18 protein-coding genes and 1 riboswitch are annotated in these 13942 nt (G+C 43.5%); all 18 genes read left to right on the top strand.

Annotated elements, in window-relative coordinates; translation table 11 throughout:
* Positions 1-65: 65 nt before the first annotated feature.
* The 18 genes from DTOX_RS18205 (at position 66) to DTOX_RS18120 (ending at position 13798) form a co-directional block, all read left to right on the top strand.
* Positions 66-785, top strand: coding sequence for a hypothetical protein (locus DTOX_RS18205; RefSeq protein WP_015759142.1), 720 nt, complete (start codon positions 66-68; stop codon positions 783-785).
* On the top strand, positions 782-1045 hold the full coding sequence (locus tag DTOX_RS18200) for a PqqD family protein (protein ID WP_015759141.1): 264 nt from the start codon (positions 782-784) through the stop codon (positions 1043-1045). The genes DTOX_RS18205 and DTOX_RS18200 overlap by 4 nt, the downstream gene beginning before the upstream one ends.
* The gene (locus tag DTOX_RS18195; RefSeq protein WP_015759140.1) at positions 1038-1532 is read left to right on the top strand and encodes a S24/S26 family peptidase; all 495 of its coding nucleotides are present in this window, start codon (positions 1038-1040) and stop codon (positions 1530-1532) included. The genes DTOX_RS18200 and DTOX_RS18195 overlap by 8 nt, the downstream gene beginning before the upstream one ends.
* Positions 1522-3219: an ABC transporter ATP-binding protein gene (locus DTOX_RS18190; RefSeq protein WP_015759139.1), complete on the top strand. Its 1698-nt coding sequence runs from the start codon at positions 1522-1524 to the stop codon at positions 3217-3219. The genes DTOX_RS18195 and DTOX_RS18190 overlap by 11 nt, the downstream gene beginning before the upstream one ends.
* Entirely contained in the window at positions 3206-4390 is a 1185-nt protein-coding gene (locus DTOX_RS18185) for a nucleotidyltransferase domain-containing protein (protein WP_015759138.1), read from the top strand. Before DTOX_RS18190 ends, DTOX_RS18185 begins: the two co-directional genes overlap by 14 nt.
* Positions 4391-4564: 174 nt before the next feature.
* Entirely contained in the window at positions 4565-5083 is a 519-nt protein-coding gene (ilvN, locus tag DTOX_RS18180; RefSeq protein WP_015759137.1) for an acetolactate synthase small subunit, read from the top strand.
* A gap of 103 nt (positions 5084-5186) precedes the next feature.
* The gene (locus DTOX_RS18175) at positions 5187-5441 is read left to right on the top strand and encodes a CopG family ribbon-helix-helix protein (protein WP_042317449.1); all 255 of its coding nucleotides are present in this window, start codon (positions 5187-5189) and stop codon (positions 5439-5441) included.
* Positions 5442-5444: 3 nt separating this feature from the next.
* Positions 5445-5795, top strand: coding sequence for a type II toxin-antitoxin system PemK/MazF family toxin (locus DTOX_RS18170; RefSeq protein WP_015759135.1), 351 nt, complete (start codon positions 5445-5447; stop codon positions 5793-5795).
* Positions 5796-6039: 244 nt separating this feature from the next.
* The gene (locus tag DTOX_RS18165) at positions 6040-6759 is read left to right on the top strand and encodes a gamma-glutamyl-gamma-aminobutyrate hydrolase family protein (RefSeq protein WP_042316200.1); all 720 of its coding nucleotides are present in this window, start codon (positions 6040-6042) and stop codon (positions 6757-6759) included.
* A gap of 6 nt (positions 6760-6765) precedes the next feature.
* Positions 6766-7926 carry an amidohydrolase gene (locus DTOX_RS18160; RefSeq protein WP_015759133.1) on the top strand — a complete coding sequence of 387 codons (1161 nt, stop codon included), beginning with the start codon at positions 6766-6768 and terminating at the stop codon, positions 7924-7926.
* A gap of 126 nt (positions 7927-8052) precedes the next feature.
* Positions 8053-8460, top strand: coding sequence for a response regulator (locus tag DTOX_RS18155; RefSeq protein ID WP_015759132.1), 408 nt, complete (start codon positions 8053-8055; stop codon positions 8458-8460).
* Between the two features lie 298 nt (positions 8461-8758).
* Positions 8759-9238: a tRNA (adenosine(37)-N6)-threonylcarbamoyltransferase complex ATPase subunit type 1 TsaE gene (gene tsaE / locus DTOX_RS18150; protein ID WP_015759131.1), complete on the top strand. Its 480-nt coding sequence runs from the start codon at positions 8759-8761 to the stop codon at positions 9236-9238.
* Positions 9219-9944: a tRNA (adenosine(37)-N6)-threonylcarbamoyltransferase complex dimerization subunit type 1 TsaB gene (tsaB, locus tag DTOX_RS18145; RefSeq protein ID WP_015759130.1), complete on the top strand. Its 726-nt coding sequence runs from the start codon at positions 9219-9221 to the stop codon at positions 9942-9944. The genes tsaE and tsaB overlap by 20 nt, the downstream gene beginning before the upstream one ends.
* Positions 9945-9946: 2 nt before the next feature.
* On the top strand, positions 9947-10396 hold the full coding sequence (rimI, locus tag DTOX_RS18140) for a ribosomal protein S18-alanine N-acetyltransferase (protein WP_015759129.1): 450 nt from the start codon (positions 9947-9949) through the stop codon (positions 10394-10396).
* Positions 10397-10458: 62 nt separating this feature from the next.
* Positions 10459-10643, top strand: a riboswitch (cobalamin riboswitch).
* 392 nt (positions 10644-11035) lie between these two features.
* Complete coding sequence (locus tag DTOX_RS18135) at positions 11036-11782, top strand: energy-coupling factor ABC transporter permease (protein WP_042317448.1); 747 nt, start codon at positions 11036-11038, stop codon at positions 11780-11782.
* The gene (locus DTOX_RS18130; RefSeq protein WP_015759127.1) at positions 11779-12093 is read left to right on the top strand and encodes an energy-coupling factor ABC transporter substrate-binding protein; all 315 of its coding nucleotides are present in this window, start codon (positions 11779-11781) and stop codon (positions 12091-12093) included. Before DTOX_RS18135 ends, DTOX_RS18130 begins: the two co-directional genes overlap by 4 nt.
* A 74-nt stretch (positions 12094-12167) precedes the next feature.
* Positions 12168-12950, top strand: coding sequence for a cobalt ECF transporter T component CbiQ (gene cbiQ, locus DTOX_RS18125; RefSeq protein ID WP_015759126.1), 783 nt, complete (start codon positions 12168-12170; stop codon positions 12948-12950).
* Entirely contained in the window at positions 12947-13798 is an 852-nt protein-coding gene (locus DTOX_RS18120; RefSeq protein WP_015759125.1) for an energy-coupling factor ABC transporter ATP-binding protein, read from the top strand. Before cbiQ ends, DTOX_RS18120 begins: the two co-directional genes overlap by 4 nt.
* Positions 13799-13942 lie beyond the last annotated feature (144 nt).

Genomic DNA, 13942 nt, shown 5'->3' with positions numbered 1-13942 from the left:
AATCTGCCTGTCCGTTTCACTAAAGCATAAAAATTTAGCGGCTGCGGAAAGGAGTGATCACTTTGATGTACAAGATAGCCGGCCTGAAGGTAAAGATGGAATGCTCGGGAGAGACCCTGCTTGCGCAGGGAGAACCCTACCGGACCGCTGTTGCCGGCCAGCCGGACATGATAATAGATATCAGCGACGAAACGCTGGCCAAGACAAAAGAGAGTTATCCTCAGTTTTGCTTTGACGAATGGGAGTATATCCATAAGGGCTTTGCTTTTTCATACAAGCTGCTGGAGCACTCCGGCTTTTGTCTTCACGCTTCGGCGGTGGCGATGGGCAATAAGGCCGTGCTGTTTTCCGCTCCCTGCGGGACGGGAAAATCAACCCACGCGGGATTATGGCAGCAGTATTTCGGCAAGGATAAGGTGGTTATCATCAACGACGACAGACCCGCATTGCGCCTGCTCGGAGATGAAATCTATGTATATGGGACGCAGTGGAGCGGAAAAACCAATTTGAATGCCAATATTAAAGTACCCTTGCAGGCGGTTGTCTTTTTAAAACAGGCAGGAGAAAACCATATTGAAAGGCTTACCAATAAAGAGGCCATAAAGCGCCTGATCCGCCACAGCATACGCCCCAACCACGACAAAGGTAAAATGGACGCACTTTTGACCCTGCTGGACACCCTGCTGCAAAAAACACCTGTATACCATTTGGATTGCAACATCAGCATGGACGCTGTAAAGCTCGCTTATGACACCATAAACAAAAGGATGAGATGTATAATATGAGAATTAAAGAGGGATATCTTTTGCGGGAAGTTGCGGGAAGTCATGTAGTCGTGCCTACCGGTAAAGCAACCCTTGACTTTACCGGTGTGATCACCCTGAACGAAACAGGCGCGTTTCTGTGGAAGCTGCTTGCCGATGGTAAAACCAGTAAGGAACTGCTCGGGGCCCTGCTGGAAGAATACGATACCACCGAGGCAAAGGCAAAAGCGGATATTGATATATTCCTTACTAAACTAGAGGTGGCCGATTTAATTGAATAAAATAGTTGCTATTTCAGAACTTCATCCTTTGATGGCGGAAACCCTGCAAAACGACGGAAAAGTAATTCTTACCATAACGGGAACCAGTATGCTGCCCCTGCTGCGCCACAAAAAAGACCGGGTATGCCTGATTAAGCCGCAGGAGCGGCCCTTAAAAAAATATGACCTTCCCCTGTTTGTACGTGAGGATGGCAAATACATATTGCACAGGATTGTAAAGGTAGCGCGGTCGGGATATGTAATTGCCGGCGATAACCAATGCGTCACAGAATATCCGGTACGGCATGCCCAGGTGATAGGCGTTGTTCAGGGAATATGGCGCGGTAGCAGATACATCTCCTGCGGCGGTTTTTTATACCGGGCCTACAGCATACTTTGGGTATCCGCATATCCCCTTCGGCGGCTGTATTTAAGAGGAAAACAGTTTTTGCACGGGGCAATCAGGCATTTAAAATACCGCAATGGAGATTGGAAAAATGAAGGATAAGCAAACGCTCCTTTGGCTTTATAAAAATTCAAAATCGCAGCTTTTTCCTATGCTGTTGCTGGTTTTGGGCAATGCGCTGTTCGCGGCGTGCGCTATCCTCTTTGCCCTTGCCAGCCGAGACGTAATTGACGCTGCTGCGGCAGGGGATAAAAATGTCCTGATAATGCAGGGCTTGTGGCTGCTGGCAGTCATTCTATCGCAGTTGATGTTGCGTATTCTCTCCCGCAGTCTGGAAATCCGTATACAAGGCAAGCTGGAATTGAGTTATAGACGCAGCCTCATCGGGAAACTTTTAACCAAGGACTATGCGCACACCACAAAACACCACAGCGGTGAACTGATGAACAGGCTCACCGGCGATGTTTCGGTGGTCACCGAAGGGAGCGCAACCATTCTGCCTGAGTTTGCGGCATTATTCACAAGACTGTTTGGCGCCATTTCCGTGCTGTATGTGTTTGACCCTGCCTTTACCCTTATCTTTATCGCCGGCGGTGTGCTGCTGCTCCTGACCACGAAATACTTCCGTGAGAGGCTTAAACACCTGCATAAAAATATGCAGGAAAAGGACGGTGTGGTCCGTTCCTTTATGCAGGAGCTTTTGGAAAGTCTGGTAGTCATTAAAACCTTCGGCGCGGAGCGTGAAATGGAATCGAAAACAGCGGGACTTGGGCAGGAGCATTATATAGCGAAGATCAGGAAAAACACCGTCACTATTTTGGCAAATTCGGGTTTTTACTTTGTCTTTTCCATAGGCTATCTGTATGCCTTGATATGGGGAGCTTTCGGTTTGATGGCAGCGACCGTCAGCTTTGGAACCATGACTGCCGTCTTACAGCTTGTCGGGCAGGTACAGATGCCCTTCACCGGTTTATCCGGGTTAATCCCGAAGCTGTATGGCGTTATTGCATCGGCGGAAAGGCTGATAGAGCTTGAAAATATGCCCGATGAAGCGGACAGGAACAAAGAGGATATCCATATGACGTTGGTTTATTCCGCTATGCGCAGTATGCGGCTGAAGGATGTTTCCTTTAGGTATGACAGAGAGCTTGTATTACACCATACTGGATTAACCATAGAAAAAGGCGATTTTGCCGTGATAGCTGGACGCTCCGGAATTGGTAAAAGCACTTTGATTATGCTGATGCTCGGAATATTCGCACCCGCAAATGGGGTCATCGGTATTGAGCTTGACACCGGTGAAATGATTCAGGTGGATAAACATACAAGAAAGCTCTTTGCCTACGTCCCGCAAAACAATTTATTGCTGTCGGGAACGATCCGGGAGAATATTGCTTTTATAAACGCCAACGCAAGCGATGAACGGATCATGGAGGCCGTGGATATAAGCTGTGCCGCAGAATTTATTTGTGCTCTGCCTCAAGGTTTAGATACTGTCATAGGCGAAAAAGGGCTGGGCTTATCCCAGGGTCAGGTACAGCGGTTAGCAATCGCCAGAGCGATTGCGTGTGACGCGCCCATATTGCTTCTTGATGAGGCAACCTCTGCCCTTGATGAAGCCACAGAGAAAAAACTTTTACACAACATACGGCAGATGACTGATAAAACCTGCATCATCATTAGCCACAAAAAGGCTGCCTTTGAGCTGTGCAATAAAGAAATCCGCATAGAAAACGGCAGACTGAAAACCAGAGAAAGGAGTGGTTGCTTCACCTATGATACTGCCTGAATACGATTATTTAATCCGCCTGTTATCCGCTATCATTGATGGTAAGCAGCCGCAGAACCCACCGGAAACACTGGATTGGGAAAAGCTGTATCAGCTTTCAATCTGGCACGGCATATCTAATATGGCCTGGTACGGCATTATGCAATTGGACACTGAACACAGGCCGCCTCAAAATATTCTGATGAAATTCAAAAAAGAATACAAAATGTGTGTGGCAAAAGAAGCCACGCAGCATCTGACGGTGGAGCAAATACTGAAAACCTTTGAAGAACACCGTATTTCCTGCCTGCCCTTAAAGGGCTGCCTTTTAAAGTATCTGTACCCCCGGCCCGATATGCGGCTGATGGCTGACATTGATATTTTAATGAAACCCGAGCAGGCGGAGCCAACAAAGGAATTGATGCTGGATATGGGCTTTGTCGCAAAGCGTCAGGGGGGCAACCATGATATCTATTACAGGGAACCTTATATGAACATTGAAATGCACCGAAAACTTGTAGCCGATAACTCCCCTTACAGCGTATATTTAAGCAAAACATGGGACAGAACCGGATTAAAAGAGGGTTGTCAATATACATACAGGCTTTCGGATGAGGATTTTTATATTTATCTTATTATCCACCTTACAAAGCATTATTTAGGCAGAGGCACCGGCATCCGGTCTTTCATGGATATCTGCTTATATAACCGCTATTATAAACAAACCATGGATTGGAATTACATATGGACGGAGCTTGCGAAGATCGGCCTCCGGGAGTTTGCGGAAAACATTATAGGGCTTTGCGGCGCATGGTTTGAAGGTGCTGAAAGTAATGGGATATACAATGAAATGGCCGAATATATCCTCTCCAGCGGGGTCTACGGAACAAGACAACACTCTATTATATCCGCTATAAGTTCAAGCGTCGATAAGAAATTGCCTATATGGGTTGCACGGCAAATGTATAGTCTGAAACTGTTTTTCCCGTCCATCAGTGTCATGCAGGTACAATACCCGTTTCTTGTTAAAGTACCGAAATTATTGCCCGCTTGCTGGGTACTCCGAGGGAGCAGGTACTTGCTGTTCAAACGTAAACACACTTTTCAGATAATTAACAGTATTCGTTCCGTATCCACGAAAGATATAGACAGAATGCGGAAATTACACGCAAAAACCGGACTTATAAAATAAAAAGACGGTGTCGTTTATGACCAACTTGCTTTGGTATAGCTCTTGTACTGGTAAAGATTCCAGATTGCTTTTTAATATCGCTGCTAAACAGAAGATAATAAATGTTAGGAAAAATACGTCACATATGATAAAATAATAATAAGTATAACTATTAATTGAATGGGGGGCAGCTTAATGAAACATACTTTAGCGGTTTTGGTGGTGAATAAGCCTGGTGTTTTAGCCCGCATATCCGGCCTCTTGAGCCGGAGAATGTTCAATATTGAGAGTATTGCCGCCGGGTATACTGAGGAGCCTGATGTAACCAGAATAACTCTTGTAGTGCAGGGTGACGATCGGGTGCTGGATCAGGTAATTAAGCAGGTATCCAAGCTGGTTGATGTAATTAAGGTTTGTCAGTTGATTGAACACGAGGCTATTGACCGGGAACTGGCTCTGGTTAAAGTTAAGGCTGACCCGGAAAGCCGATCGGGTATTGTGGATATAGTTGAAATATTCCGAGCAAAAATTGTAGATGTTAACCGTGAAACAATGGTTATTGAAATGACCGGTGATGCCCGTAAGATTGACGCGCTTTGCGCTGTGCTTCAGGATCACGGGGTTGTGGAAATGGTGCGTACGGGTAAGATATCACTATCCAGAGGGCCAAGGGCAGCCAGGGATGCCGATCGTAAATTTGAAGTAGTATGTTGACATAATATATCCGGTTGTGTATATAATAATATATATAGTATAGATGTAGTTAGATTGCATCCTGCGTGGGGAGGTTCGGCAATTGGGCCATGTCAAGCGGATTATGATAAGTCTGCCGGACAGTCTTTTAGCTGAGGTTGACGGCATAGCAGCTGCTGAAAGAGTAAACCGCAGCGAATTCATCAGGGAGGCTATGAAATTGTACATTGCCGAGCGCAAGCGCCGGTTGCTAAGAGAACAGATGAAAAAGGGATATATGGAAATGGCAAATATTAATCTTCAGCTTGCGGTGGAACAGTACCGTTTGGAGACGGAGGTTACACCGGCTTTTGAAGCATATTTGACGGGGGCAAAATAAGTTATGCTGATCCGTCGCGGTGATATATTTTTTGCTGATTTGAGTCCTGTAATTGGTTCAGAGCAGGGTGGTACCAGGCCCGTTCTGATTCTGCAAAACGATATAGGCAACCAGTATAGTCCGACTACTATTGTAGCGGCTATTACCTCGCAGATTGCTAAAGCCAAGCTGCCTACGCATGTAGAGATGGAGGCTTCAGCCTGCGGGCTGGAAAAGAACTCAGTTGTTTTAATCGAACAGATTAGGACAATTGATAAAAGCAGGCTTTTAGAAAAAGTTGCTACGTTAAATGATGAATTAATGAGTAAGGTTAATCATGCTATTGAAATAAGTATGGGTCTTTTACCTCTATGACTAATGTTTTTAAACTTAATTTTTTATTTTACTAATTAACCTCCTTGAATTAAGGGGGTTTTGTTTTACTCAAAGAAATTATACTTATAAATGGCGCCGTGGATAAGTCACTGTTTAATGAAGTACAAATTTATGTTGCATAAACAAGGTTAGTATTGCATAATTTCCGATGAGCGCAAGTGCCTATGGCTGCTTCGAAAGTTGCTTAAGTTGACTTTCTTATGATTTAAAAAATAATGGAGGGATGGATTTGCGTCCGTTAATCGGAATAACTTGTGCCGAGGATGAGTTAAACAACAGGTCCTGTTTGGCCCGGCCTTATTACAATGCTGTAGTTAAAGCCGGTGGATTGCCCGTGCTGCTGGCCTCTGTGCCGGAAACAGAAGAATTGTTAGATGTATTGGATGGACTAATATTTAGCGGTGGGGGAGATGTGGATCCTCATTATTTCGGTGAGGAACCCCTGCCGGGAACAGGGGAAATCAGTCCACTTAGAGACGCTGTGGAAATCAGGCTGGCACAGCTCTCTTTAGCTGAAAAAATACCCTCACTCGGAATTTGCCGGGGGGCTCAGGTTTTAAACATTGCTGCAGGAGGGGCTTTGCACCAGGATATTAGTATGGGTTTTGAGAAGCACTTGAAGCATGTCCAGCAGGCACCCAGATGGTGCGCTACGCATAATATCGCTATATTGGAAGAATCAAACTTCTTTAGCTTAATAACTGAAAAATATCTTCGTGTGAACAGTTTTCACCACCAGGTCATATCTAAAATGGGTGAAGGTTTAAAGGCCTGCGCCTGGTCCTCTGACGGTGTAATAGAAGTCTTTGAGTCGACCGGAGATAATTTTATTCTGGGTGTGCAGTTTCACCCGGAAACCATGTGGCACAGGGACAGGAGATTTTTAAAAATATTCGAGGCTCTAATTTTAAATACCAGAAGGCAAAGAGTAAAGAAAGGATAGATGCATATGCTGGCACTTACCGGAGGAAATATTTTTACTATGGTTGGTGATAATATTGAAAACGGTACTGTACTTATTAAGGACGGTAATATTATCGAGATTGGAGAAAGTATAGCTATCCCATCCGGTACGGAAATAATCAGGGTGAACGGCAGGATTATTACACCCGGTTTAATTGATGCTCACAGTCATATAGGTATGTTTGAGGAGATATACCGGGTAGAGGGTGATGACGGGAATGAAATGACCGATCCTCTGACCCCGCATCTCAGGGCTATTGATGCAGTTAACCCGGAGGATTTAGCTTTTCAGGATGCTTTAAAGGGCGGTGTGACAACAGTAGTTACCGGTCCCGGCAGTGCTAATATTCTGGGGGGTGAGATGGCTGCTCTGAAAACCTGGGGTAAAACTGTCGAAGATATGATTGTGAAGTTTCCTATTGGTTTAAAAGCAGCGCTGGGTGAAAATCCCAAACGTGTGTACGGTACAACAAGCAAAGCGCCTCATACCAGAATGGCCAGTGCGGCAATTTTGCGTGAAGCACTGGTCAGCGCACAGAATTACATAAAAAAGCAGGAAAACTGGATTAACGGGGAGAAAGATAAACATGAGCCTGAGCGAGATTTGAAACTGGAATCTATTGGCCGGGTTTTAAAACGAGAAATACCGCTGCGAGTGCATGCTCACCGGGCCGACGATATTATGACGGCAGTTCGTATCGCCCGTGAATTCGACCTGAAGATAATAATTGAGCATTGTACAGAGGGATACAAAGTAGCGGATGAACTGGCGCGCTTGAATATTCCGGCGATAATCGGACCTATAATTACTAACCGGGCCAAGGTTGAACTGCAGGGTATTAATCTTTCTAATGGTAAATATTTGGAGAAAGCCGGGGTTAATTTTGCTATAATGACAGATCATCCTGTTGTCCCAATACAGTACCTGGCGTTATCAGCCGGCCTGACGGTACAGGGCGGTTTGTCAGAAAAAACAGCACTGCAGGCAATAACAGTCAATGCTGCTAAATTACTGGGTTTGAATGGCCTGGGTACACTGGAAAAAGGTCAAAAGGCTGACTTGGTGGTTTGGTCAGGCCACCCCTTTGATCTAAGGTCAAAAGTTGAATTGGTTTACATTAATTGTAACTTGTTGTCATTCGATTAATAAAATATAGAAAATTTTTCTTAAAAGAAGGAATTTAAACCAACTACGACGAATCTATAATTATGCAATGTAATCTTTATACTTTTTTGTTAGCTGGTGTCATGTTTTGTCGGAGGTGGTTGAATAATGTTGAATTATTTAAAGGTGTTGGTTGTTGATGACCAGCCAGGTGTAAGGTATTTATTGAACATAATTATTGAGGAAGAGGGTCACAAAGTTTATACTGCCCAAAACGGTAAAGAAGCTGTGGATATGATTAGTTTGGTACATCCTGAACTGGTTTTAATGGATGTTCGTATGCCCGTTATGGGTGGTCTTGAGGCTCTTAAAATAATTAAAAAGATATCCCCTGATACAGAAGTAGTGATGATGACTGCCTATGGTGCAGAGGATACAGTAGAAGCTGCAATGCAAAATGGGGCATTAACTTGTATTGCCAAGCCTTTTGACATTGAAGAAATAAAAAATTTTCTCAAACAATATGTTTGGAATATATCTCGTGATGCCCTTAAAAATGGGTATCGCTGCGGTTAATATTGGAGAATTAAAAGCTAATGTTAGACTAGTAAAAATAATACAAATTTATTTTGCCAAAAATACTATGTAATATAATATATGGTAATGATAAAAACCTGGTCTTAAGATATTATTCGGAAATAAGCAGATTTTAAATTACGCCTTTCTAGATGAAAGACGTTTATTTTTTGGGGACAGTAGATAGAAATATATCCTGGCGAGAGAGTGTATTATTCTGTCGGTTTTTTTTATGAATTATGCTTCGGTAATTTTTGTGTTATAATATTTGTTATAATAATGTGCCTGGGGTGAATAAATGCCATTAATTATTACAACTTCACCTGCTGAGACTGAAGCAGTGGGCAAGAGTTTAGGGAAGTTGCTTATTGCCGGGGATGTTTTGTGTTTGAATGGTGGGTTGGGTGCCGGAAAAACTTGTTTTGCCCGCGGGGTGGCCAGGGGATTGGGTATTGAAGAGCCTGTTACCAGCCCTACGTTTACTTTAATTAATGAATATATAGGACGTGAACCCTTCTATCATTTTGATGTGTACAGGCTGGGCGGGCCTGAGGAAATGAACGATTTGGGCTATGAAGAGTATTTTTACGGACAGGGAGTTGCTCTTGTGGAGTGGGGGGAGCTGGTAAACGAACTGCTTCCGCCGGAGAGATTGGATATATGGTTGTCTGTTCCTGAGGAACATATAGAGCACCGGGAGATTAGGCTTGTTCCTTACGGAGAACGCTATTGTAGTTTGGCAGAGGAGATGTTGAATAGTGCCGGTACTGGGAATTGAAGCAGCCACTCCGGTAGCGACTGTCGGTATAGTTGACGGTGAAAAGGTTTTATCTGAGCGATTGCTTAATAACGGTCGAACACACTCGGTAAACTTGTTGCCTATGATTAAGGGTGTGCTGGAAGATGCGGGTGTAGTTCCGGCGAGTTTGGAGGGAATAGCCGTTTCTTCAGGTCCCGGATCTTTTACAGGCTTGCGTATTGGTCTGTCCACTGCCAAAACATTGGCTCAGGTTTGGAAAATACCGGTAGTGGGTGTTTCCACTCTGGATGTTTTGGCAAACGGTTTATCCGGAAACAACGCTTTGCTGTGCCCGATATTAAATGCCAGGAAAAATGAAGTATATACAGCTGTCTATAGCAACACCGACTTTTTATCGCTGGAATGCTTGGTTGGTCCTCTGGCTGTTAGTATCGAAGAACTGGTTTCTATATTACAAAAGAGTAATTTTGATTCGGGTTTTGTAATGTTTTTGGGAGACGGCGTACCTGTATATAAGGAGAAAATATTATCTTATCTGGGTAAACGGGTAATTTTTGCGCCGGCGCCATTGAGTTTTCCCAGGGGTGCGGTTGCCGCACAGTTGGGATGGAAGTTGCTTCAACAAGGGCTGGGTTTGCATCCTTTTGAACTCTTGCCGGAATATATCCGCTTATCTGAAGCCGAGCTGGTCTGGTTGCGAAAACAGGAGGCAAATAAGGTATAATCATGAATATAGAATTTGAGAAAATGAATGCTGCGCATCTGACAAGTGTAACAGCCATTGAGAACAGCAGTTTTATTACGCCCTGGTCCTACCAATCTTTTGTTTATGAACTGTCTCAAAACAGTTTTGCCTATTATATAGTAGCCTTGTTGAAAAATGAGGTGGTTGGCTATGCCGGCATGTGGATAATTTTAGATGAGGCTCATATTACTAATGTAGCAGTACACCCCGAACATAGGGGACGGAAAATAGGATATGCTTTGATGCAGCAGATGCTAATCAGGGCCGCGCTCAGGGGGGCTACTAAAATGACGTTGGAGGTAAGAAGTACTAATGAGCCGGCTAAGAAATTATACAACCTGCTTGGCTTTAAAGAATCCGGCATACGCAAGGGATATTATGAGGATACCGGAGAAGATGCCCTTATTATGTGGAAGGAAGATCTGTTTTAGTATTTTGATTTAGAAATAGGCATAGACACATTCATAAAAATGTGTTAGCATGTAGTTAAATTAATTCCATATAGTAAACGGGTGTTTTGCATTGCAAAACTTAAGGGAAGTTCAGAAGTGCTGACGCGGTCCCGCCACTGTGATAGGTAGCAAACTCACACAAGCCACCGGTTCTTTTTTGAGTCTGGGAAGGCGTGAGGGAGTGATGACCTTAAGCCAGGAAACCTGCCCGTTTTAAATTTGCCGTTGATCTACGAAAGATAGGGAGGTGAAATCCATCGTACCTGTGTATGCGGGTGCCTCGTATGCCTTGTCACCTTTCCGGTAACAGGGTTTTTTGGTTTTAACCAGTCAATTTAATATTTGAATAGGTGTTCTGTCTGGAGAAGACGGACTTAAAATAAGGAATAATAAAGGGAATGGTATCAAAACCTGTAGAGGAACTTGATGTCCATGATGATCTAAAGCCGAACCATGCCTATTGCTGACTTTGAGCGCTTCTCAGGGAGTGGTTGGCGATTTAACGCATTACCTTACCGGCTTAACATACTCCCGGTGGCTGCACACCGGCTTTTTTATTGCTTTTTATGTAGTATTTGACAAAATTTGGCATTATCTGGGGGTTGCAGTATGAATATGATGAAGGGGTATTTAACAGCTTTCTTAGCTATGCTGGGGTCATACTTTATTTTTCCTGATAACGCATACGCCATGCATATTATGGAAGGATTTTTGCCTGTCAAATGGAGTATTATCTGGTCGGTAATAACTTTACCGTTTATAATTGTAGGTCTATGGTCCATCCAGAAAAAGGTGTCTAATAGCCCGTCACTGAAGATGCTGTTGGGTTTAGCCGGGGCTTTTGCCTTTGTTCTGTCTGCTTTGAAACTGCCGTCGGTTGCGGGTAGTTGTTCTCATCCTACGGGAGTAGGGCTGGGAGCTATTTTGTTTGGGCCTTTTGCTATGAGCGTGCTGGGTGTCATTGTGTTGCTTTTTCAAGCACTGCTTCTGGCTCACGGAGGTTTAACCACGCTGGGGGCCAATACTTTCTCCATGGCTGTGGCAGGTCCTTTTGTGTCTTATGGCATCTTTAAGCTTTTGCAAAAATTTGGGACCCCGTTATGGATATGTGTATTTATGGCTGCCGCACTGGGGGATTTGGCTACATACCTGACTACTTCTTTTCAACTGGCACTGGCTTTCCCTTCGGAAACAGGAGGTGTATTAGCCTCTATGTATAAATTTGCCGCTGTTTTTGCAGTTACACAGTTGCCGCTGGCTATCAGTGAAGGTTTATTGACAGTACTGGTAATGAATGTGCTGACTGTTCACAGTAAGAGTGAATTGGAGGAATTATCCGCGCTGACAAGGGAGGTTAAGGCATGAGTGTAACAGCAAAAAACACTGTTCTGGTGCTGTTGGTTTTGGCGCTGGTGATTGTCCCCCTAGTGATGAATAATGCGCCTGAATTCAGAGGCGCAGATGATCAGGGGAAAGAATTGATCGGACAGATTGATAATAATTATCAACCCTGGTACAGTTCTTTATGGGAGCCTCCCGGCGCAGAGATGCAAAGCTTGTTATTTGCACTTCAGGCAGCTCTTGGCAGCGGTTTCATAGGTTATTATTTTGGTTATATGAAGGGAAAGAAAAAGCATCAGCAAGAGTTAGAGAGGGACTCAAAGATAACGAGCTGAATGTTGCGGAATTGAAGAACTAAATTTATAACCTTAATTTTCTTAGAGTAATATAAAAGGAGTAATACAAAGGGATGTTTTCTATTGACAGCTATGCTTATTCTAATAAACTGAGGAAAGTTCACCCGGCTGAAAAATGTGCTTTTGCCATGGTTACTTTAATAATTTGCCTTGCTGCTTCTTCACTTTTGACTTCTCTGGCGGTTTTATTGATTATGTCTGCAGCGGTTGTAGGTTATGCCGGAATCCCATTTCGGGTTTTTGCCGGGTTTATGTCTCTTCCGGTTTCATTTTTACTGGTAGGTGTGTTGACTATAGCCGTTACGGTTAGCAGAGAACCTGGGGTCTATCTTTGGGGTTTGTCTTTTTGGGGGTTTAACCTGGGAATTACAGCAGCAGGAGTCGCTGCTGCTGTAATTCTTTTATTTAAGTCACTGGGGGCGGTTAGCTGTCTGTATTTTTTGTCTTTGACTACTCCTATGATTGACATAATATATGTATTGCGAAAAATGAAAGTGCCGGCTTTATTTATTGAACTCATGACACTCATTTATCGTTTTATTTTTGTTCTGGCAGAAACCGCAGAAAAAATATATACGTCGCAATCTTCCAGACTGGGTTATGCCGGTGTTAATGTCTCTTTCTCTTCTCTGGGGGAACTGGCCTCAACACTTTTTATTAAATCTTTTCACCGTTCACAAATGCTTTTTCAGGCACTATCTTCCCGTTGTTATACGGGTGGTTTGAATGTTCTGGATAACTATTATGAATTTTCTATTAAAAATATGCTCTTTATTGCAGCGCTGGATCTGGGGATAGCAGCTCTGTCATTATACTCCGGAGGTGGACAGCTTTGAAAGAATACATTTTGGAAGCCAAAGGGGTTGAGTTTAGATATCCGGATGGCACCGGTGCTTTGAACGGGATTAATATAGCTGTTGAGAAGGGTAAAAAAGTGGCTGTTTTAGGTTCCAATGGGGCGGGTAAATCCACTCTTTTTCTTCACTTTAACGGTATATTAAAGCCGCACAAGGGCAATATTTTGTTTAACGGTCAGCCGGTTTGCTATAAGCACAAGCAGTTAACCGAATTGCGTAAGAATGTTGGAATAGTTTTTCAGGATCCGGACACTCAGTTGTTTTCTGCCAGTGTTTGGCAAGAGATATCTTTTGGGCCGATTAATTTAGGATTGCCAAAAGAGCAAGTAATTCAAAGGGTTAATGCGGCAATGGAGGCAACCGGAATTACGGGTTTAAAAGACAGGCCAACGCATTTTTTGAGCTATGGACAAAAAAAGCGTGTATCCATAGCAGATATCCTTTCGATGGAACCGCAAGTGATAATTTTTGATGAACCTACAGCCTGGTTGGACCCCAAGCTATCTTTACAGGTTATGGAGATATTTGATTTATTGAACCAGCAAGGTAAAACTGTTGTACTGTCTACACATGATGTGGATTTAGCCTATACCTGGGCCGATCACATTATTGTTATGGAGCAAGGTCAAGTCGTTGGGGAAGGACCTCCCGAAGTGATTTTTTTAAAAGAAGATCTTGTTTGCAATACGGGATTGGAGAGACCTTTTATCGTTGATATGTATTTGGAACTGAAGAAAAGCGGGTATATTTTGTCGAATAAGCCGTTGCCACGCACAAAAGAGGCCTTGTTTGCTTTGCTTGCCGCACAAAAAACTGCGGCAGTATAAGGAGTGGGATTAAGATAAAGTATTTAGTATGGCTTTGGATTGTGTCTTTAATTGGTATGATTATGGTAATACCTATTAAGTTATGGTCGAATAGAAATGTAATCTGTCCCCACTGCGGGATGAAAATCATGGTTAAGAAAAAGC

This window comes from Desulfofarcimen acetoxidans DSM 771 (assembly GCF_000024205.1).
Lineage (GTDB): Bacteria > Bacillota > Desulfotomaculia > Desulfotomaculales > Desulfofarciminaceae > Desulfofarcimen > Desulfofarcimen acetoxidans.
Note: the sequence above shows the minus strand (reverse complement) of the source record. Positions and strands in the feature narration are given on the sequence as shown.